This is a genomic window from Algoriphagus locisalis, assembly GCF_900116615.1.
Lineage (GTDB): Bacteria > Bacteroidota > Bacteroidia > Cytophagales > Cyclobacteriaceae > Algoriphagus > Algoriphagus locisalis.
Genome location: NZ_FPBF01000008.1, coordinates 169,780 through 189,806, shown reverse-complemented (window position 1 = coordinate 189,806; position 20,027 = coordinate 169,780). Strand labels below are relative to the sequence as shown.

Genomic DNA, 20,027 nt, shown 5'->3' with positions numbered 1-20,027 from the left:
ATTATCCGTAGCCTTTTGACTATGAGTGAATTGACACCCGGAGAATTAAATGCCTTGGTTTCCTTATTGGATGATTCCGATCGGGAAGTGAGAATGCATGTACGGGATAGGATTATTTCCTTGGGGAATGACATCATTCCTTTTCTGGAGAAAAAATGGGAGAATAGTTTCAATCCTGATATTCAGAAAGAGATAGAGGAATTGGTTCACGATCTCCAGTTTTCTCTTTTGAAAGAAAGGCTGATAGACTGGAGAGATACCGATGATCGGGACTTGCTCACGGGGCTTTGGATCATCAATACCTACCAGTATCCTGATCTGGAATACGCCAAGTTGAATGCAGAAATGCATCAGATTTACTTCGACGTTTGGACAGCTTTCAAAAATGACCTGACTCCTTATGAGCAGGTGCGCGCGATTAACAATGTGCTGTTTAATACGCTTCGGTTTTCCGCAAATACCAAGAATTTTCACTCCCCCGCTAATAGCATGCTTTCCTCTGTGTTGGATTCCAAGCGTGGAAATCCACTCACACTTTGCTCTATTTACTTGCTTGTGGCAAAGAAGCTTGGGTTACCGATTTACGGGGTGAATCTTCCAAATCTTTTTGTACTCACCTATAAATCCGCAGATGTCACCTTTTACATCAATGCGTTTAACAAGGGTTTGATTTTTAGCCGAAAGGATATTTTTAATTACTTGGAGCAGCTGAAAATCGAGCCAAAGGATGATTATTTCGAGCCTTGCGCGCATTTGCAGATGATGCTTCGTATGTTCAGAAATCTGGAGAATTCATTCGATAAACTAGGGGAGTTGGATAAAGTAGGAGAAATCAAAGAATTAATCGCATTGCTGAACGATCAATAAGTACGCACATTACAGCCTACAGCTCGCACTTGACTTGGAGTTGGAGCTTCATCTTTTAAGATAGAATCAATAGCTCTGTCAAGGTAATTGGATGATGCCGCACTTTCGGCTTGAGGATTGTTGTCTATTGCCCCTCTGTAGCTAATTACTGCTCCGCTTGTGCCAGGAGTAAGTAAGATGACTTCTGGGATTTTGGTGACTTTCAGGAATTTGGTCAATACCTGATCTTCATCAATTAGGTATGACATATTGATGCCTGATTGATCGATGTAGTTTCTAAGTTCAGTTTTTTCTTCTTCCTGTACCCTCACTTCTGGATTGACCAGCATAAAAGTAAATCCCTGACTTTGGTATTTGCTTCGCAAAGCAATAAGTCGAGCCTCATACATTTTAGCAAAAGGGCAAGCTAAGCTATGAAAAACAAGCACCAAACCTTTGCCTTTCACCTCAGACTGCAAATTGAGAACCTTGCCGGTGACGGCATCAGTGAGATTAATCGTTTCCAGACTTTGAGCAGAAAGCGAAAAAGTCGCAGATAGAAGTATAAGGATTACTAAGCTTAGTTTTTTCATTTACCAAATGGTGTAAGTAAGTACGACATCCGAGATCACCCGAACTTGTACAGTGTAATGATGGTCGGTAAAATCCGTACCTCGGATTTTACCCTTGATGATTCCTGTGTTTTTGTCAAATGGATCCAATAGTATGTTTTCCCGGAATGAAACGCCTCTTTTTCCCTGACATTTAAAGATAGACTCCTTAGCCGACCAAGCCATGGTGTAATGTAATGGATCCTTTTCCAAAAAGTCTAATTCTGATTGATCCAGAAAGCGGAATCCTATTCTCAGGATTTTTTCCCGTATCAAATCCATATCAATTCCGACTGGATTTTCTCGGTGATAAATAGCTCCAGCAAATCCCATGGTATGGGAAAGTGAAATATATCCGTGGCCATTCATCGCTTGGGATTTGCCGTGCTCATCTTTGAAAAAACCAGGATAAGGAACATGAAGAACATCCAACGCATCTTTGATGGCAATGCGTGCAGTGGCCCATTCCCGTTTTTTCACCTGATGGGAAATATTGGCGTACCCAAGTTTTTCACGGAAGCTGAGGAAATCCAGTGCGTTTTCATCTTGAGTTTCGATAATCTTGATGGCCAAAGCCGAGGAAGAATCTATTTTTTCTATTTTTGTTTGCATAGCCAGCAGGGCAACCAAAGTCTCCAATATATGTCAAAAATAGAAGTTAATAAATTACAAACACTAACCGGTCACAATGACTGTATCTATGCGCTGGCAGAAGGTTGTGATCCTAGATTTTTTTACACTGGAGCTGGCGATGGAATGGTAGTCGAGTGGGACCTTGATCAGCCTAAAGACGGTAAACTGATTGCCAGACTTCCACATTCAGTCTATGCTCTGGCAACTGATCCGATTAGAAACTTGCTTTTCATTGGTCATAATTTCGAAGGAATTCACGTCATAGATCTGAATGAAAGTAAAGAGATCTGGTCTCTGAAGTTGACGGATCAGGCGATTTTTGATATCAAAGTCTTCGGCGATGAAGTCTATGTGGGCACTGGCAATGGAGTGCTGATTGTGGTGGATATCAATTCCAAAACGGTAAAAAAACATATCAAACTTAGCGAGAAAAGCATTCGAGTAATGTCTCTGGCAAAAGACAAGCGCCACTTAGCAATTGGCTTGAGCGACCATACGGTGAAGGTTCTGGATTTAGCTAATAATTTCCATCCTATTGCAAATTTGACAGGACATATTAATTCAGTATTTGCACTTTCTTATTCTCCGGACGAGTCCATTTTGGTAAGTGCGGGAAGGGATGCGCAGATGAAATTTTGGGAAACTGACAGCTATTCTTTACAAGAAAACATTGTGGCCCATATGTATGCCATTAATTATTTATATTTCAAGGAGGACGGGAATCTCCTAGTCACCTGCTCTATGGACAAGTCGATTAAGATTTGGGATGCAGGTGAAAAGAAACTCCTCAAAGTCATAGACAAAGCAAGGAATGCAGGTCATGGCACTTCAATAAACAAGGTAATTTGGAGTAGCTATCAAGGCAATGTAATTTCTGTGTCGGATGACCGTACTATTTCTATTTGGAAAATTGAAGCGAATTAACCCATGAAGATCACACCAGCAGCCATTCGGCAAAAAACCTTTGAAGTTGGATTCAGAGGATATGAGAAAAAAGAAGTAAGCCTTTTTTTAGATGAGATTTCTGAAGTCGTAGATCTACTTCATAAAGAAAATATGGAGCTGAAAACCAAGCTTCAAAACACAGAAGCCGAAGCAAAGCGATTGAAGGATGTGGAGGAGTCACTTTTCCGTACCCTCAAAACAGCTGAAGACACTGGTGCAGCAATTATCGTGGAAGCGAATGAAGCTGCTGATCTGATCATCGCTGATGCCAATGAAACTGCTGACAATGCGACAAAGCATATCGATCAGTTGGTAGCTGACTCAAGAAGGCAAGCTGAAGAGCAGGCTGCTGCGATAATTGGCGCAGCAGAAACTAAGGCGAAAGAGACAATTGTCGAGCTAAGAGAAAGCATGCAAGGGCTAGTACGATCTTATGAAGGGCTAGCTGAGCAACGAGAATCAATGGTGAAAAGTCTGAAGAGAATAGCTCAGGATACCTTAAATCAAATAGATCTTTCGGAGGCACATTACTCAAGAATCGATGCAAAGGCACATGCAAGAGCGATTGATGAACTGAGTAGATCGCAGACCTTTACCTTTGCAAACCTGGAGAATCTCGGATACGAGGAAGATGAGCTTGCCGCCGAAGAGATAGATGATAATCCTTTAGCTGAAATGGAAGTGATAGAAGAAGACTTGGAGTTAGAAGGACATGATTCGACTCCTGATTTGGAAATGGAAACTGAGCCGGATCCAGAGGAAGAGTTGGAGTTAGAAGATACCAAGATGGAGCTCGAAGATGAGGTTCTTGAAGAAGATATAGAAGAACTTGAAGCAGAGAAAGTAAAAAAGCCTTTAGAAGAACCTATGAAGCCTCAGGCATCTCAACCGAAATACACTGATGATTCAAAAAACCAATCAGGGTCATTTTTTGACCAATTTGACTAATGGGAAAAGTAAGTCTAGAAGGGATAGAATTCCATGCTTATCACGGTGCATATCCTGAGGAATCTATCCTTGGAAATCGCTTTACCTTGGATCTTGAATTGGAGACGGAATTTAGGCAAGCCATGCTTCACGACGATCTCAGTGCTACGGTGGATTACTCCAGGTTGTACAAACTCATCAAAGCCAGAATGGATGTGAAGGTGAAATTGCTAGAACATCTCGGGCATATGATTGTAACCGATATTCTGGGAGCGTATCCCAAAACCACAAAAATCAGATTAACGCTCAAAAAACATCACCCAGCATTGGGGGGATTAGTAAGTTTCTCCTCTGTACAGATTCAATATCCTGAAGATTATGCGTAATTCTATGATTCTTGCGTCAATAGGAGTTATCAAAGCTCATGACGAGGCTGAATAGTTTTTCACTAATAAAGGTAAAAAATTAGAGTTTCTGGACCTGGCAATTATGTATATTCACAGGGCGAGTCAGGATCAACTAGACGAGCTGGATGAAGAATATTCCAACGCCGACTAAATTATTCTTGTCCTTCCCAGCGACAGCCATACGACCTATTAAACGTGTACAACAAAGCTGAAACATCGAGAATCCGTTCGGAGTTTTGGATTGCCTTTGGGCAATACATGAAACCAATTCCGAATTCGGAAGGAAGACGAATCAACTGGCCGAATTATAAAACAGGTGTTCGCAACATCTATTTTAGAATGAAAGCAGAGCGCGACTTTGCATCAATTGGAATCGAACTTGGGCATCAGGATGAGGAGCTACAAGAATTGTATTTCGATCAATTTGCTCAATTCAAAAAAATGCTGGAGGCAACCATGGGTGAGGAATGGAGCTGGAAACTACATCAGGAAAATGAATTTGGACAGGCAGTTTCAAGGATTGAAAAGATATTGCCAGCTGTAAATGTGATGAATGAAAACGATTGGCCAGAGATCATTTCATTTCTGAAGCCAAGAATCATTGCCTTGGATGAATTTTGGAGTAATGTAAAGCCTGGGTTTGAGAGTTAAAGTTGGGTGTTTTTCCCTTTTATGTATTGATTCAAAGCAAAAACTTGACTTATAACAGTCGTGTCCAGTTATCTTGTTTTAGTCTAATTTTAGAGCAAAAATTTTATTTTAGAATTTCGTGAGGTTCTCAGATTTTCAAGTCAGCCCTGAAAGGGCTATATACCTAGCGATGGGTGAAGCCCATCAGCCTAATTGGATAGATATTTATCTAAGCCCTGAAAGGGCGTGATTAACCCATTATCCCCAAACATACCTCTCGTCAAAGTCCACCTTATATTTTTGCAAGAATCCTCTGTATTCATCTTGAAATGACTTTTTTGCGTGGTGTTCATGTTGTCTTTGAATATAGTTGACTACAGTATCTACTTGGCTAGGGTTAATAGAAAATGCACCATAACCGTCCTGCCAATAGAATTTACTCAGTTCAACTGCTCGCTTTTTCATCCATTTTGAAGAATCAGTTTTTAATTCTTCCAATAAACCTGCAACTGTCATCCTGCTAGAGATAAGACAAAGAATATGTACATGATCTAGATGCCCTCCAACCTGAATAGGAGTGCAATTATGTGCTTTGCAAACTCCGCCAAGGTATTTATAGAGTTCATCTTCATAGTTGCGATGGATAAATGGCTCTCTGTTCTTCGTGCTAAAAATGATGTGTACATAATTCTTTACGAGTGACTGTCCCATAGTTTATTACGCCCTTTCAGGGCTTTAAAAATTGATATTTCTTAAAACTTACAACGGCCTTGTGACCGTTGCTTAGTTATCTTGCCCTTACAGGGCAAGTAAATTGTTTTTGAACTTCCTGAGATCCTATGGATTTTAGGAAAGCTTAGATTATGCTAAATAACCTAGAGATGGATGGCCATGCAAATAAGCCCTGAAAAGGCATGTTCATTTAAAATTAAAACTCTCGCTTCACGTATTTCAATTCCTCAATTGTCCGAACACCATCTTCAGTCAAAGCCAGCCATAGGTTGATTTCATCACCCACTCGCTTCATGGTCAAGCCATGAAAATACACAGCGTCCTCAGCAACTTCCACCAAACGAAAGGTGGTCCACTTGTCTTTTTCCTCCCATGGAGATAGGTCTGCATTGAAATGCTTGAGTTTCAAAGAGAAGGTTTCTCCTTCCTGGACTATGTTCATGAATTCGGAGAAGACAAGTTTTCCCTCGCTCCAAAAGCGAAAAGTCCCTATCATATTTCCATCTACTGCTGGCATCCAAACTTCCTCACATTCGCCGCCAAAACCAGTGCCAGTCCAAAATCCTTCCAGCCAGTCAAGATCCTCGACATTTCCTTTGCCTGGTTCCTGATCTTTATCGAGTTGCTTCACTTGGGAAAAAGCGAAGAAGCAGGTGAATAATAGTATGGAGGAGAGGATGAACTTTTTCATAAAAGTGGGGTTTGAATTGTATGAATTTATTGAAAATTCTGTGGATAATCCTCCGATTACGAAGAGCTATATTATTCCAGCTTCTGGGGAAGCAGAACAACTTTTTCAATTTCGTCCTCTGCGAAAACCTTCGTGTCCTCCGCGGTTAAAAAAGAAAATTAAACATCATGACGTTTCGGGATCTCGGGATTCACGAAAGTAAATCCTCGCGCTTCGTCGCCTTCAAAAAAATCTATCTGCATGCCCATCAGAAACATGTAGTGTTTTTTTTCAATCAGTACAGGGATTCCCGCTAATTCAAATTTCTGATCTTCCTCCTTTGGTTTGTCAAATCCCAAAGCATAAGACATCCCGCCACATCCACCGCCTTTTACACCCACCCGCAAATGGTAATCGGCAGGAATGTTTTTATTGGCCATGATATTTTTGATCTCGGCTTCGGCCTTTTCTGTGATCTGGATAGGAATAATCATGTGGTGAAAATGATTTTGGCAGGGAATTGGTTCGCGAGAATACAAATTTACATTACCCCGAAGTTTTCTAACGGGGATAATTTGTGCAAATTCGAGTTTAATCCCCAAAAATGGAATACGCAGTCGATTTATTGAAAATTCTTTTGCCAGCTGGCATCGTCCTTTATGGCATGTATCTCGTGGTTGTTTCTTTCCTTTCCAAGGAAAGAGAAAAAACACTGGTAGAGCTGAAAACCCAAAATTCTCAAACTATTCTTCCCATTCGGTTGCAAGCTGCTGAGCGAATTTGTCTTTTTCTGGAGCGGATTACCCCAAACAATTTGGTGCGAAGATCTAATCCTGGAGGATTAACATCCGGCGAACTGCATTCGCTTTTGCTGGCAGAAGTACGTGAGGAATTCAACCATAATTTTTCACAGCAGGTATATTTTTCTGAGGAAACTTGGGAAGCGGTAAAAAGAGCTGTGGAAGAAGTGACGACGATCATTAATCAGAGTCGTCAACTGCTAAATGATGAGGCTACAGGGATCGATATGGCAAAGGCAATTTTCGCTCAGGCATTGGAGAGAAAAAACGATCCTATAGGTTATGCGTTGAAACAAATAAAATCAGAGATTCAGATCTACTTTTGATAATGAGCTCCTTCCAGTCTAAAACCTCCGCCACTATCGATAATGCCAAAGCGCTTTTTGGCAAGCAAGTAAATGCGCTCGGAAAGCAAAAGGATAAAGTCACAGAGCTGATCGCTGGTGTGGGAAATAAGATTTTGAGATTTGGAGATAATCCACGAGTAAAAAAACTCATTGAACCTGTATCGGTTTTTATCCGCATGATCAAGGCGCATTTTAGTGGCACGCATAAAATGACCAATAGCACACTAGGCTTGGTGCTTTTGGCATTGGTTTACTTTGTCTCGCCCATTGACATCATTCCGGATTTCTTGGGATTCTTTGGCTTCGCGGATGATCTAAGTGTTGTTTTAGCCATTTATGCCAAAGTAAAAGATGAGATTGATGATTTTTTGGATTGGGAGAGAACTCAAGATTAATTAGGTCTGTTACCTGCCAAAATCAAGAGCAATGCAAGAACTACAAGCTTTAGTAATTACAGATGAGCTCATCGCATCTGGCCAGACCTATTCGGAATACAGGGGGATGATTGATGCGCTTTTGGCAGAAAATAAAACCACTGGGAACAATCATTCCGAAAGCTATCTCGATTATACCAAAATGAATGTGCAGCGCATGAATCGCTGGGATAAGACGGCTAAAATCACTCCTAAACTAGTAGAATTGCTAGTTTCAATTTCCTCACCACAAGTGTGGCTGGTGATCACAGAGGCTTGGTGTGGGGACGCTGCGCAAAGCTTGCCGTTCCTTGCTAAGCTGGCTGAATTGAATCCTTTGATCAAGCTAAGATTTGTATTGCGGGATGAAAATCCAGAATTGATGGATGCCTACTTGACAGAAGGGGCTAGATCCATCCCCATTTTGATAGCTTTAAGTGCGGATCTGAGCAAGGAGCTTTTTGTATGGGGGCCTAGGCCAATATTTCTTCAAGACAGATTGAAAGCGTATAAACTCGATCCCCAGAATATTACTTCCAAAGAGTTTGCTGACGGCACGCATCTTTGGTACGCAAGGGATAAAAACAAAGCAATAGCAGAGGAATTGACCCCCATGATTGCTTCAACTGTATAAATTATGCGAATCGCACTGATATCCGGAGGTTCCGGTCTTGTAGGCAAGGCTATTCTTCACCAGCTTTTTAAAAGTGAAGACTACGATTATGTACTGAGCGTTGGTCGAAGGAAGTTGGCCATTAAGCAGCAGAAGCTTGTACAGATTGAAGGCGATATGGCGAAAATTGACTCTTGGGATTGGGAAGGTAAAATATCCTCACAGAGTTTGAGTGGAGAATATTTTCCTCTGATAGATGCTATTGGAAATAAAACTGCTGAAATACATGCTTTTTCCTCATTAGGAACCACAATCAAGCAAGCAGGTTCCAAGGAGAAGTTTTTTTCCATTGATCATGATTTGGTAATTGAATTTGCGAAGTGGGCTAAGACCCTGGGTGCATCTAAATTTCTTTATGTTTCTTCTTCTGGTGCAGATGCGGGTTCATCCATTTTTTACAGCCAAACCAAAGGCAAAACAGAAAGTGACTTGAAATCAGTTGGATTTGATTATCTGGGGTTATTCAGACCATCTCTATTATTGGGGAACAGACATGAATTCCGCTTGGGTGAGCAGGTGGCGACCATCCTCATGAAGCCTCTCGTATGGTTGAAATTGTTTAAAAACATCCGCCCGATTTACGACTACCAAGTAGCTAAAGCGCTAGTAAAAACTTCGCTGGGGCAAAAATCAAATTCTATAGAAATTATCTCCTCTGGAGAAATGCAAGATCTAAGCAAATGATAGTAGTTATCCAGCGAGTATCCGAAGCCTATGTAAAAATTGATGGACAAGTCAAAGCCGAAATAGGAAGAGGATTGATGATTTTGCTGGGAATAGAGGAGGCTGACACGGATGAGGACATCAGCTGGCTTTCCAAGAAAATCACAAACCTGAGAATTTTTCCAGATGAAAATGTGGTGATGAATAAAAGCCTTTTAGATATAGCTGGAGAGATTTTGCTGATCTCTCAGTTTACACTTCATGCAAGTACTAAAAAAGGCAACCGTCCTTCATATATCAAAGCGGCCAAGCCAGATATTGCTATTCCTATGTATGAGAAAATGATTGTAGCCTTGGAATTGGAACTTGGTAAAGCCATTGGAACCGGTGAATTCGGAGCTGATATGAAAGTGGCTTTAGTAAACGATGGGCCAGTCACTATCGTCATTGATAGCAAGAATAGGGTGTAAATAATTACTCAGTTTTCAATCCTTCATAGCGGACACATTCATCCAATTTTGTAATCTTTTAATCCCCACATTTTGCAATCCCTCATAAATATCTCATCCGCCAAAGTTGTTACCAAGGGAAAACAAGTTTTCGAGTCTCTGAATTTTAATTGGGAGAAAAGCCAAAACTGGGCGATCATTGGTACTTCAGGAGCGGATATGACTGCATTCATTGAGACTATTCGAGGGAATTCTGTAATTCCAACTGGTGAGATCGTTCGTCCTTTTGCCAAGGGATATACTGGGGAGAAAACCAGCTCCGGTGAAATCAACTCTTTCCGAGATCTGATTGCCTACGTTTCTCAGCGCTACGAAATTCGCAATAAATCCAATCAACAAAACTTCTATTTCCAGCAGCGATTCAACTCCTCAGAGTCAAATGACACCGCTACAGTTAGAGAATATTTACTGGAGGTGAACCCGAAAGTATCTGGACCGTGGACTTTGAAAAATGTATCTGAATTGCTGCATCTGGAGCACTTGCTGGACAAGTCTGTTCTTTTGCTTTCGAATGGGGAAACCCGTAGGCTTGCATTGGGCTTGGGGCTGATGAGGCAGCCGAGAATTTACCTGATGGATCAGCCAATGACAGGTTTGGATGTGAAAAGCAGGGCAGAGTTTGGAGAGATTTTGAAGGTTGTTATTTCGAAAGGAGTGCAAGTCCTATTGACCACTTCGGCAAATGAAATTCCGGAAGGAATCACACATGTTGCCAAGTTAAGTGGAAAAGGAATCGAGAAGAGTTGGGAGGTGGCTGACTTTCATTTGACTGCCAAGCATGAACAGAAGCTTTCCTACGATTGGGAGTTACTAGATTCTCTTTTGCCAAAAAGGCCAAATGAGAATGATGAGGTAATTCGCCTTGAAAACTTATCAATCAAATATGGGGAAAAGCAAATTCTAAAGAACCTGAACTGGGAAGTGGGATCGGGTGAGCGCTGGCTGCTGAAAGGTGCAAATGGGTCTGGGAAATCTACGTTGATCAGTTTGCTGATTGGGGAAAATCCTCAAGCTTATTCTCAGAACCTCTGGCTCTTTGGACGAAAGCGCGGAACTGGGGAAAGTATCTGGGATGTGAAGCGGCCTACTGGTTTTGTAGCTCCCGAGCTTAGCCGATTTTTTCCTGCGAACCAAACCTGTAGAAAAGTGATTCTTTCGGGACTTTTTGATACCATGGGCTTATTCAAAAAGGTGAGTGCGGAACAAGAGAATTTAGCTCGGGAATGGATGACATTGTTTCATCTAGAGGCTGTAGAGAATATTCCCATCAACCGACTTTCACTGGAAAACCAACGCTGGACTTTGCTAGCCCGTGCGCTGATCAAGCAACCTAAACTTTTGATCTTAGATGAGGCTTCTCAGGGCATGGATGAATTTCAGAGGAGACTTTTTAAAGAAACAGTGCAGCAAATCTGCGAACGAAGTGCCATAACTTTGGTTTATGTTAGTCATTATGCTGAGGACGTGCCTGAGGCGGTCGGGAAGGTGATGGAGTTGGATTAGGGAGATGAATTATGATAGTCCTACAAAACCTTCAAAATTTTCTCTTGAGATTATCGAAGTTTCATTGTTGGGATAAGCTTCAAGAAAAGAAGATGGGAACCTGACTTTTCTTTCTTTCCATTTGAATTCATATGCCTTTAAGATACCGTCGGTTTCTTCTAAATAATCTATTTCCGCTTGGTCATGTGTACGCCAAAAGTAGGTGTTAGCAAATCTGCCCTGGTATGCATTGGTTTTTAATCGTTCTGAAATCAGAAAATTTTCCCACAGGGCACCTTTGTCTTGACGCATTTCCGGAAGAGTGAAATTGCTGATCAATACATTTCGGATACCGTTGTCTGCGAAGTAATATTTTTTACCTTTTTTGATTTCGTTTCTCAAATTTCGGCTAAAGGCAGGGAGTTTGAAGATGACAAAAGCCTTTTCTAGCAGATCAAGGTATTTTTCTACCGTGGCAGTATCAATATTTCCGATGGTTTGAGCAAGTTCATTATAAGAGACTTCTGAGCCCACTTGAAAAGCAAGTGCCTTCAACAACTTTTCTATATGGTTAGGCTTTCGGATATAATCGAGCTGCAAGACGTCTTTATACAAATAGCTTTGGGCAATTTCCACGAGGATTTCCTTTTCATGACCGGGGTTATTAAGCACTTCGGGATACAGTCCATAAGTGAGTCTTGTGTCTAGCAACCGCTTTGCTTCCAATACTGATGAGGATTGGACAGTTTCTTTGAAACTCACGGGGTACAAATGGAAAGTCTTTTTCCTTCCAGTTAAAGGTTCCGCAGTTTGATCTTGAAGGTCAAAAGCAGAGGAACCTGTGGCAATAACCTGTATATCTGGTCGGGTGTCGTAGATTAATTTGAGCTTCCTTCCTATATCAGGTATTTGTTGGGCTTCGTCAATAAAGACCAACCTCTTGTCTTTGCCAATAAGTTGCAGTAATTGGGTGCTTGTAACAGCTGAGTCAAATGCCTGTAAGATATCAGCCTCATCGGCATTAAACCAAGAATAGGGAACTTGGGTCTGTTTTATGACTTCCCGAAGTAAAGTTGTCTTGCCTACTTGTCGTGCACCTAGTAACAGAATTACCTTTCCTTGGGAACAGGCATTTATTATCGTTTGACAGAGATCTCTGGAAATCATTTTATTGATTTTAGCTCCTTAAATCTATCAATTCTCAATAGTTAATCGAAAAAATAAGCTAAATATTTCGATTGTAATCGAAAAATTAGGCCTAAATATTCGATTACAATCGAAAAATTAGGTCTTATTATGGGGCTTTGGTGTGAATGGTCGATTAAAAATTGGTTAAATAGGACTGCCTTTGCTGACACAAAGCCTGATGTACTACTTTAAATTATTGCAGGAAAGTAGTAGTTGAAGTGGGTTAATTTCTTACAATTTTAATCCCCTCAAACATCACCTCATTCTCACTAATTCTCAATTCTTTTCCGATCGAAGTAGTCACATTCTTCAGAGTCACTTCTTTGGTAAGGACATAAGGGTATTTTTCTTTGTAAGAATCATCTGTTCTATCAGGATTGAAATTCCCAAAGATTGCTGGGCCTTTGTACTTTTCAGGATGATTGGAGTCATCGATTTTGAGGTTTTCAATGATGATTTGCTCCGGCATATAGCAGGTGTAGCCAAAGTCATGCTGTCCGGAATTGAAGCCATTGATCAAGGAGGCGCTGTATGTTTTTCCACCATTGGGAACAAATGTGCAGTTTCTGATAATGAGTTTTCCTTCCCAGGTACTACCATAATCTGAGCGAAGGTTGATTAGGCTTCTTCCTCTGATTTCTGAATTTTCCACGATGAATGTTCCAGTACCAATAGCGTTGATCCCCATGTGTCCAAGTGTGGAATTTCGGATGGTTGCATTGGCCACGCCCATGTGGGCATCAAATCGGGAAAAAGAGCACTTATCGAAGAGCAGATTCTTGCTGAAATTCGATCCCATAATTCCCCAAAAGGAGCTATCGTTGATGTCATTGGTTTGGCTGCAATTGATAAAGGATACATTCAAGGCGCGATTCACGATGATGTCATAAGTACCCATGGAGACGGGCTTTCCTGCATTGCCTATCTTTTTATAAATTCTATGTCCCGTCAGTACGGTATTCTGTACAGTCACATTGGTACAGGTACTTATGGCCAGAAACCCTCCGTAGGGAGATCCAAATTCACCCTCGCCTGTAATGCGATGTTCCAAACCATCTACAATTACATTTGATCTCTTGATGGCGATATTTCGCTGGTAATACTTATAAGTGGCGTCTTCCTGATTCGCAATGGTCGTAAATCTGCCACCAGTGATTTTTAGAGGAATTTCATCAATTGGTAAGGCGGTGATTTCTGTAATCTGATCAAAGTCCCAGATGATGGGCGCATTTTTATCCACATTTCCATTTTTGTCAACCAGGAAAATATCGGTTTGAGCAGCTCCGTTGTTTTGGTTTAATCCCATTCGGATGTATCGCTTTGTGGTCGAGTCTGTCACCGTAATTAATAATGGGCCAGGCAATTGAAAATCGATTTTCTTTTGATTTCTTTTCAGAGAGTTTACACCTTTTACCGGGTAAGGTGCTAAGCCTGATCGGACTAGAAATACGGGTGAGTTTCGGTTTTCTACGGCTCTGTCATCTATGATGAAATTTGCAGTGCCAAAGTCGGTATCGGTCTGGATAATCGCTGAAAGGTCTTTTCCACTGATGTAGTAAGTGGCACCATCTTCAGCTTTTACCGGTAATTGATGTCCATTGGCAAATTTATGAGCTGCCACGATAGCCTCTATGTCGTCGGTTTTGCCATCTCCTTTGGCACCAAAATCACTGTACTTGACTTCTTTTCTAACTGGATTTTGGTTTGCTATCTCATTTTGAAAATTTGGAAGCGAGCCTTCAGGTGCTGAGATAAAAAGTAGTGCTAGGATTAAATGGAACATGTTTATTACTGGGGTGATTAATTGCAATGAGGGACTAAGATGCAATTTAATCCACGTTTTTGAAAGCTAATCCCTTTTCCTCCAATGCGGCTTTCAATTTAGGAATGGAGCTTTTTCCCATACCGTGAAGTGATAGAATCTCTTTTTCGGTAAATGTGGATAGTTTATCTACACTATAAATTTGCTTTGATTCAAGAGCTCTTCGTGCCGGAGCGGAAAGTTTAGCCATAAATCCTGTGGTAGGTTTTCGCTCTTTTTCGCAAATGGGGCAGGTGGGACAATCGCTTGTTTTAAAGAATTGGTGGCCCTTTTCGCATATTTTTAGAGTCATGAAAGTAAAATTTCTCTTTAAAAATAACAATCTAAATGAAATAGTATGGTTTAATCTATCAAGCCAGTTTTTTCTCGAAGGATCATAAGCTTTGGGATTGTGGAATAGGCCTAATCGATACGGTAATTATTCATACTGCTGAAGAGTTCGATTTGCAAATCTGGACTTTGGTATAAGAAAATCATCAGCTTTTTAGGATATAGCCGTATTTATTAGCCGTAGCTTTATTCTCCGATCAACCTATTTTTTGACTTATTGGTATTATTTCAATTGATTTTTTCGTGATCATTTTCTAACTCATAAGACAGCCACAAACCTTATGAACAGTAGAAGATCATTTATTCAAAAACTAAGTGCCGGAATAGCTATTCCAGGATTGGTTTCATTTAATCCTCCAGCACCGCGTTCGAAAACCATTAATCACACGTTGCAGGGAGAGGAGTTTTGGGATGATGTGCGAAAGAAGTTTCCGCTGAAGGACAACCGGGTGTATCTAAATAACGGAACTTTTGGACCCTCTCCACAAGTGGTTTTGGATTCATTGCAAAGCTCTTTTGTAGAAACAAATACTTCTGGAGAATATGGTCATATTGGACCTGAACGGGAGAAGTTGGCTGAATTCGTCGGAATCAAAACCTCCGAGATTTCACTTACTCATAATACTACGGAAGGAATAAATATCATGTGCTGGGGACTACCGCTGAAAGCAGGGGATGAGGTGATTATCACTCTTCATGAGCATGTGGGAAATGCGTTGCCCTGGCTGAATCGAGCGAAACTGAATGGTGTCGTCTTGAAGCCTTTTGAACCTAAACCTACGCAAGAGGAGAACTTAGATCTGATCAAATCTCTGGTGACTTCCAAAACGAAAGTCATCGCCATTCCCCATATCACCTGCACGACTGGATTGGTTTTTCCAATAAAAGAAATTTCAGGGTTTGCGAGAAGCAAAGGGATATTCACAGCCATAGATGGAGCACATGGAGCTGGAACTTTTGATCTGAACCTTCACGATTTGGGCTGTGATTTGTATGCAAGCAGCTATCACAAATGGATGTTAGGTCCAAATGGAACAGGATTTTTATACGTTCGAGAGGAAATTTTGGAACAAGTTCAAGCCTACCAAGTTGGGGCGTATTCTGATTTAGGCTGGGATATGTATCAAAACCCACCAGAGTTGAAAGGCTATGTTCCTACTGCCCATCGCTTTGATTATGGGAGCCAAAGTTTGCCTATGATGCGGGGAGCACTGGCAGCTGCTGATTTCCATAAGGAAATAGGGAAGGGAAAAATAGAGGCCAGAATTAGGGAATTGAATCAATATCTTTTTGATGGTCTTGCTGAAATGAGGTCTCAATTAGATGTGTTGACTTCCAGTGAAGCAGCCTCTCGAATTAGCATGGTTACTATTAAACCGAAGAACATGAACTATCAAAAAGCTGCTACTTTGATCAGCAAGGAAGGGTTTCGAATCCGTCAAGTTCCTGAAAGCAAGTTGGACGCTATTCGTATTTCAACTCATATTTATAACAGCAAGGCTGAAATCGACAGTTTTCTAGAAGCTACTGAAAGAGTTTTGGGATAAGCTTTTTCCGAAAGGAGATATGATCCCCGCAAATGACCGCTGAAAAGGATGCAGATGTACGCAACTTGCATTTTGCTAAAGTTTCACTTTCCTCTCCGTTTATAAAGTTCTAATTCACGATTATTTTTTCTTTTTGTGATCCGCTTTTACCTCGGCTTCCAAATATCGGAACTGGCAAATGGCAGCAATCAGCTCAAGTGGCAATGGTTTATCCAAGTGGAATTGGATCGCCCCCTTGGAAGTTACGTAATTCTTAAGCTCAGTTTTAAATTCACTTACACCGCTGTTAGTCGGATAAAAGCCAATGTGTTTTTTCGCAGCTGCAAAGTAAACCAACACTTCTGTGGTTCTGTAAGCAGGCATACTGTAGCTGATGACCTCTTTTGATTTCGGAATGGCTTTCTGGATTGTCTCACGCATCTGTTGGAGCTTTTCTTTTACTTCGGGGGAGCACCAGCTAAGATATTCCTCTACAGAAGATGGTTTTGCGTTCATCATACTCTTGAGATTTTAGACGTTAGACACAAGATTTAAGACTTTTCTTCCATTACATATCAGTCGAGCTTATTAGCTGCAGGTACTAATTTAGCTTTCAAATCCGGTTCTGCCATATCCTTATCCAAGGGAAACATCGGGCGATTGATTCGCTTATAGCCTAGTCGCTCTAAATCCTGATCTACGCCGCCTGGAGTCAAAGCCATAATCCAATCTGCTCTCATGTCATAGAGTTCAGGTACCAGATACCCGATTTTCACAACTACTATATCAGCTTCTCTTGGCTTCAATCCAAGGTTTGTGAAATCGCTTTCATTATGATATGGCTTGCGCTTTTTGCTCACAATCACGTGTACAGAACCTACTTTCACCACGACTTCAACTTCAGCCGCACCATCACCTTCTTTGATTGCTTCCACAGTGCCTTTTAGCATTACCGGTGGAGCAAATCTATCATCGATTGCTGCTCCAGCTGTTCCTTCTACTTTTCCTCCTACACCTGCAGCCAATGCTTTCTCTACAAACTCAGGACCTGGAATAGAAGCATAAATCAAAGTAGGGCCATTTTCAGATTTGAATTCTGGTCTCTTTAGTATTTCGGTTAAGGTCCAAGTAACATCTCCAGCACCACCTGCGGTTGGGTTGTCACCCATATCAGATATCATGAAAGGCTTCTTGTCGCTGGCGATTGCCATGTCCAGACTTTCTTCCAAAGTAGCTACTGGAGCCACGAATTCAAACTCGTTTCTAACATCCCAAAAGCTCTGGGCAAGTGACTCAGCAGACTCAGTTACTGCTTTTTCGTCATCGCCAGTCACCATTACTACTGCGTGATTTCTTGGTTCATCTGCCCACGCATATCCAATCCAAATAGCTGCATCGATCACACCTTCTTTTTTGGTCATAGGATCCACTTTCGCATAGAGACTTTTTCCTGGGTCAATTCTCGTACTGGTCTTTTCGCCAGGCAGCAAAATTGGAACAGGAATCCAAGCTTTGTAAGCAGGCTTTCCTTTGCCACTTTCCAAGCGATCCAGCATATTTTCTACTGCCCGCTGTTTGGACTCCAAAGCATCCTCATGTGGAGCCATTCTGTAGCAAGTGATCAAATCTGTGTTTTCTGCCAATCTCCAAGAAACATTCCCATGTAAATCCATGGACGTGGAAATCAAAGTTTCCGGCCCAACTATCTCGCGAACGCGGATTATAAAATCACCCTCAGGATCATCCAAACCTACCACACTCATTGCTCCATGGATATCGAAGAAAAGCCCATCGTAGGGCAGGTTTTCTTTGAGCATTTCTAAAGTCTTTCCCACAAGCTCTTCATAGGCTTCTCTCGTAACGATTCCGCCTGGAATGGCATGTCCACGCAAAGTGGGGAACCATTCGGCTCTACCTCGGTCTTCCGAAGCAGAATCTAAAAATGGGTAATAATTGAAAATTTCCTTGCCTTCTCTAGTTCGGAAAGCAGCCACGTCACTAGTAGCTGGAGAAAAAGTGCTGGATTCAATCGCCAATCCTGCGATGGCTATCCTAGGAAGCGGTTTTGATTGCTCTTTTGGAGCGCAAGAAAGGTTGACTAAAATTGTGAAAAGTACTGCGATAAAATTTCTCATAGCGATGGCTAGTTTTTGTTTCAAGTGAAAAAGGCATATGCCATTAACAGCTTTCAATTTAAACTAACATCGCGAAACATTTCATAAATTTTTTAGAAATGGTCTTTTATTAACCCTAAAAAATTTAAAAAGAAGATTTATCTACCCCCTTCCTTTTTAGCAAGCACCTGTGTGGTATGGGCAAATCTATCTAGCCAGCCACGATGATCTTTTCTAATAAATGTGACCATAACTGTACCAACGAACCATATTGCCAAGAAAAGGAAGTAAAGGAATAGGTACAACCTGTCATCAAATCGCGTATCAATAAGGAATTTCGATACTTCTCCGACCAAGAATGGCAATATCAAAAAGATGCCATATCGAGCGATAAGATCTTTGTAGGTCAATGGTAGCCCATCCATTCTGATAATCCGAATACCTAGGAGCTTTTTGCCTATAGTCTGTCCGTTTGTCTTTTTGCTGACAAAAATAAAATAGAAGAAAATCACCCCAACTTTTAGTGCTGAAAGGATCCAAATATTATCACTTAGTCCCTCAATAATGTAGGAGGTGAAAAGAATTACAAGTAAGGAATCCAGGAAAATCGCCAAAAATCGCTGAGTCAAAGTCACACTGCTGCGATTCAAAAGCGGCTTGCTGGATATGTTTGGAAGAAAAACTGCATAAGAAGCTATTACAAAACCGATGTAGCATCCAAACGTATTTGTGATCAAATCATCCACTTCAAAATGTCTAAATCTGCAAGGGTACAATCCATAAATTGAGGTAAGCTGTGTGATTTCGAAAAAGAGTGAAGTGATGAATCCTATCAAAGTTGCAAGTGCTGCATTTCTCACTTGGAAAAGATACCTGAGAAAAAAGCCCAGTGGCATCAGCAGCAATACATTGAAAGCAGTAACCTTAAAAGTGGTGCTTTTCACTATGCTGAAAAGAGAAATATTACCCTGAACTTCTCGAAAAGTGTCTTTTACAAAGCGGAAGGGAAAATAGCTTGGAATAAATCTGCCTGACCTTACCTCACAGAAATCCGGTGTGATCTCAGGCAATGGTAACAAGGTCAGAAAAAAGGCCGCCATAGAATAGAATACAAACGTGTAGAAGACCAAGCTTCTATTGATTTGCACATAGCCAATTTTCCTATACTGAATAAACGCATAAGGAACCATGCTTAATAAGGCAATAAGCGGAAAATAAAGAATTGCAGTTCGTATTGCTTCGAAATAATCACCCATAAAAGTTGTGTCAATTCAATACTAAATCGAAATGGAAATGCTAAAGATTATCATAAAATTAAAAATGCTTTTACACAAGAACCGAACCTATTAACTCAGCATTTGCCAAATTGCATTCTTATAGATTGTTAATTTTAACTAATCAACCCAGTATTTATGAAGGACGAAATCACCATAAAGGAAGCTCAGGAGCAAGTCGATCATTGGATCAAAACAGTTGGAGTCCGATATTTCAATGAACTTACCAATATGACCGTCCTGATGGAAGAAGTAGGGGAATTAGCCAGAATCATGTCCCGAACCTATGGAGAGCAATCCTTCAAAGAATCAGACAAAGGAAAAGATCTAGGTGATGAAATGGCGGATGTGCTTTGGGTGCTCATATGTCTTGCCAATCAGACGGGTGTGGATTTAACTTTGGCTATGAAGAAGAACTTCGAAAAGAAGAACATTCGAGACATCGATCGACACAAGAATAATGAGAAGTTAAAGTAAACATATAT

The 20,027-nt window shown here is 41.0% G+C and carries 24 protein-coding genes; 13 read left to right on the top strand and 11 right to left on the bottom strand.

Annotated elements, in window-relative coordinates; translation table 11 throughout:
* The first annotated feature begins 21 nt into the window (after positions 1 to 21).
* Complete coding sequence (locus BM386_RS20040) at positions 22 to 867, top strand: transglutaminase-like domain-containing protein (protein WP_091697467.1); 846 nt, start codon at positions 22 to 24, stop codon at positions 865 to 867.
* Here BM386_RS20040 and BM386_RS20035 read toward each other — a convergent pair.
* Both BM386_RS20035 and BM386_RS20030 read right to left on the bottom strand, forming a co-directional pair.
* Positions 861 to 1,439: a redoxin domain-containing protein gene (locus tag BM386_RS20035; protein ID WP_091697465.1), complete on the bottom strand. Its 579-nt coding sequence runs from the start codon at positions 1,437 to 1,439 to the stop codon at positions 861 to 863. The two genes, BM386_RS20040 and BM386_RS20035, sit on opposite strands and share 7 nt — an antisense overlap.
* Positions 1,440 to 2,069, bottom strand: coding sequence for a 4'-phosphopantetheinyl transferase family protein (locus tag BM386_RS20030; protein ID WP_091697463.1), 630 nt, complete (start codon positions 2,067 to 2,069; stop codon positions 1,440 to 1,442).
* 30 nt (positions 2,070 to 2,099) lie between these two features.
* Here BM386_RS20030 and BM386_RS20025 point away from each other — a divergent pair, with 30 nt between their 5' ends.
* From BM386_RS20025 to BM386_RS20010, 4 genes are all read left to right on the top strand, one after another.
* A complete protein-coding gene (locus tag BM386_RS20025; RefSeq protein WP_091697461.1) occupies positions 2,100 to 3,014 on the top strand; it encodes a WD40 repeat domain-containing protein in 915 nt (304 codons plus the stop codon).
* A 3-nt stretch (positions 3,015 to 3,017) separates the two neighbouring features.
* Positions 3,018 to 3,983 (top strand): DivIVA domain-containing protein, encoded by a 966-nt coding sequence (locus BM386_RS20020; protein ID WP_091697460.1) that lies wholly within the window; start codon positions 3,018 to 3,020, stop codon positions 3,981 to 3,983.
* Positions 3,983 to 4,348, top strand: a complete 366-nt coding sequence (gene folB / locus BM386_RS20015) for a dihydroneopterin aldolase (protein ID WP_091697458.1) — start codon at positions 3,983 to 3,985, stop codon at positions 4,346 to 4,348. Before BM386_RS20020 ends, folB begins: the two co-directional genes overlap by 1 nt.
* A gap of 216 nt (positions 4,349 to 4,564) precedes the next feature.
* Positions 4,565 to 5,020 (top strand): DUF4268 domain-containing protein, encoded by a 456-nt coding sequence (locus BM386_RS20010; protein ID WP_091697457.1) that lies wholly within the window; start codon positions 4,565 to 4,567, stop codon positions 5,018 to 5,020.
* Between the two features lie 237 nt (positions 5,021 to 5,257).
* Here the strand turns inward: BM386_RS20010 and tnpA are convergent, their stop codons facing one another.
* The 3 genes from tnpA to BM386_RS19995 all read right to left on the bottom strand — a co-directional run bounded on the left by tnpA (position 5,258) and on the right by BM386_RS19995 (position 6,895).
* Positions 5,258 to 5,710, bottom strand: a complete 453-nt coding sequence (tnpA, locus tag BM386_RS20005) for an IS200/IS605 family transposase (protein ID WP_091697455.1) — start codon at positions 5,708 to 5,710, stop codon at positions 5,258 to 5,260.
* A 217-nt stretch (positions 5,711 to 5,927) separates the two neighbouring features.
* Positions 5,928 to 6,422, bottom strand: coding sequence for a DUF6265 family protein (locus BM386_RS20000; protein WP_091697453.1), 495 nt, complete (start codon positions 6,420 to 6,422; stop codon positions 5,928 to 5,930).
* A gap of 158 nt (positions 6,423 to 6,580) precedes the next feature.
* Positions 6,581 to 6,895, bottom strand: coding sequence for a HesB/IscA family protein (locus BM386_RS19995; RefSeq protein WP_091697452.1), 315 nt, complete (start codon positions 6,893 to 6,895; stop codon positions 6,581 to 6,583).
* Positions 6,896 to 7,005: 110 nt separating this feature from the next.
* Between BM386_RS19995 and BM386_RS19990 the strand changes: the two genes are divergently transcribed.
* The 6 genes from BM386_RS19990 to BM386_RS19965 all read left to right on the top strand — a co-directional run bounded on the left by BM386_RS19990 (position 7,006) and on the right by BM386_RS19965 (position 11,309).
* On the top strand, positions 7,006 to 7,527 hold the full coding sequence (locus BM386_RS19990) for a DUF7935 family protein (RefSeq protein ID WP_091697450.1): 522 nt from the start codon (positions 7,006 to 7,008) through the stop codon (positions 7,525 to 7,527).
* A 2-nt stretch (positions 7,528 to 7,529) separates the two neighbouring features.
* Entirely contained in the window at positions 7,530 to 7,943 is a 414-nt protein-coding gene (locus BM386_RS19985; protein ID WP_091697448.1) for a YkvA family protein, read from the top strand.
* 31 nt (positions 7,944 to 7,974) lie between these two features.
* Positions 7,975 to 8,595, top strand: a complete 621-nt coding sequence (locus tag BM386_RS19980; protein ID WP_091697447.1) for a thioredoxin family protein — start codon at positions 7,975 to 7,977, stop codon at positions 8,593 to 8,595.
* A 3-nt stretch (positions 8,596 to 8,598) separates the two neighbouring features.
* Positions 8,599 to 9,318: an NAD-dependent epimerase/dehydratase family protein gene (locus BM386_RS19975; RefSeq protein ID WP_091697445.1), complete on the top strand. Its 720-nt coding sequence runs from the start codon at positions 8,599 to 8,601 to the stop codon at positions 9,316 to 9,318.
* The gene (gene dtd / locus BM386_RS19970) at positions 9,315 to 9,767 is read left to right on the top strand and encodes a D-aminoacyl-tRNA deacylase (protein WP_091697443.1); all 453 of its coding nucleotides are present in this window, start codon (positions 9,315 to 9,317) and stop codon (positions 9,765 to 9,767) included. The genes BM386_RS19975 and dtd overlap by 4 nt, the downstream gene beginning before the upstream one ends.
* A gap of 72 nt (positions 9,768 to 9,839) precedes the next feature.
* Complete coding sequence (locus BM386_RS19965; RefSeq protein WP_342029152.1) at positions 9,840 to 11,309, top strand: ATP-binding cassette domain-containing protein; 1,470 nt, start codon at positions 9,840 to 9,842, stop codon at positions 11,307 to 11,309.
* A 9-nt stretch (positions 11,310 to 11,318) separates the two neighbouring features.
* Here the strand turns inward: BM386_RS19965 and BM386_RS19960 are convergent, their stop codons facing one another.
* The 3 genes from BM386_RS19960 to BM386_RS19950 all read right to left on the bottom strand — a co-directional run bounded on the left by BM386_RS19960 (position 11,319) and on the right by BM386_RS19950 (position 14,590).
* Complete coding sequence (locus BM386_RS19960; RefSeq protein WP_091697440.1) at positions 11,319 to 12,455, bottom strand: ATP-binding protein; 1,137 nt, start codon at positions 12,453 to 12,455, stop codon at positions 11,319 to 11,321.
* Between the two features lie 244 nt (positions 12,456 to 12,699).
* Entirely contained in the window at positions 12,700 to 14,259 is a 1,560-nt protein-coding gene (locus tag BM386_RS19955) for a hypothetical protein (protein WP_244545581.1), read from the bottom strand.
* Between the two features lie 46 nt (positions 14,260 to 14,305).
* Entirely contained in the window at positions 14,306 to 14,590 is a 285-nt protein-coding gene (locus BM386_RS19950; protein WP_091697439.1) for an RNA polymerase alpha subunit C-terminal domain-containing protein, read from the bottom strand.
* A 319-nt stretch (positions 14,591 to 14,909) separates the two neighbouring features.
* Between BM386_RS19950 and BM386_RS19945 the strand changes: the two genes are divergently transcribed.
* The gene (locus BM386_RS19945; protein ID WP_091697437.1) at positions 14,910 to 16,175 is read left to right on the top strand and encodes an aminotransferase class V-fold PLP-dependent enzyme; all 1,266 of its coding nucleotides are present in this window, start codon (positions 14,910 to 14,912) and stop codon (positions 16,173 to 16,175) included.
* A 120-nt stretch (positions 16,176 to 16,295) separates the two neighbouring features.
* Here BM386_RS19945 and BM386_RS19940 read toward each other — a convergent pair whose 3' ends face one another.
* The 3 genes from BM386_RS19940 to BM386_RS19930 form a co-directional block, all read right to left on the bottom strand.
* The gene (locus BM386_RS19940; protein ID WP_244545580.1) at positions 16,296 to 16,673 is read right to left on the bottom strand and encodes an iron chaperone; all 378 of its coding nucleotides are present in this window, start codon (positions 16,671 to 16,673) and stop codon (positions 16,296 to 16,298) included.
* 56 nt (positions 16,674 to 16,729) lie between these two features.
* Positions 16,730 to 18,289, bottom strand: a complete 1,560-nt coding sequence (locus BM386_RS19935; protein ID WP_091697436.1) for a M81 family metallopeptidase — start codon at positions 18,287 to 18,289, stop codon at positions 16,730 to 16,732.
* A gap of 137 nt (positions 18,290 to 18,426) precedes the next feature.
* Positions 18,427 to 19,524 (bottom strand): VanZ family protein, encoded by a 1,098-nt coding sequence (locus BM386_RS19930; RefSeq protein ID WP_091697434.1) that lies wholly within the window; start codon positions 19,522 to 19,524, stop codon positions 18,427 to 18,429.
* A gap of 156 nt (positions 19,525 to 19,680) precedes the next feature.
* Between BM386_RS19930 and BM386_RS19925 the strand changes: the two genes are divergently transcribed.
* Positions 19,681 to 20,019 (top strand): nucleotide pyrophosphohydrolase, encoded by a 339-nt coding sequence (locus BM386_RS19925; RefSeq protein ID WP_170857137.1) that lies wholly within the window; start codon positions 19,681 to 19,683, stop codon positions 20,017 to 20,019.
* The last annotated feature ends 8 nt before the right edge of the window (positions 20,020 to 20,027 follow it).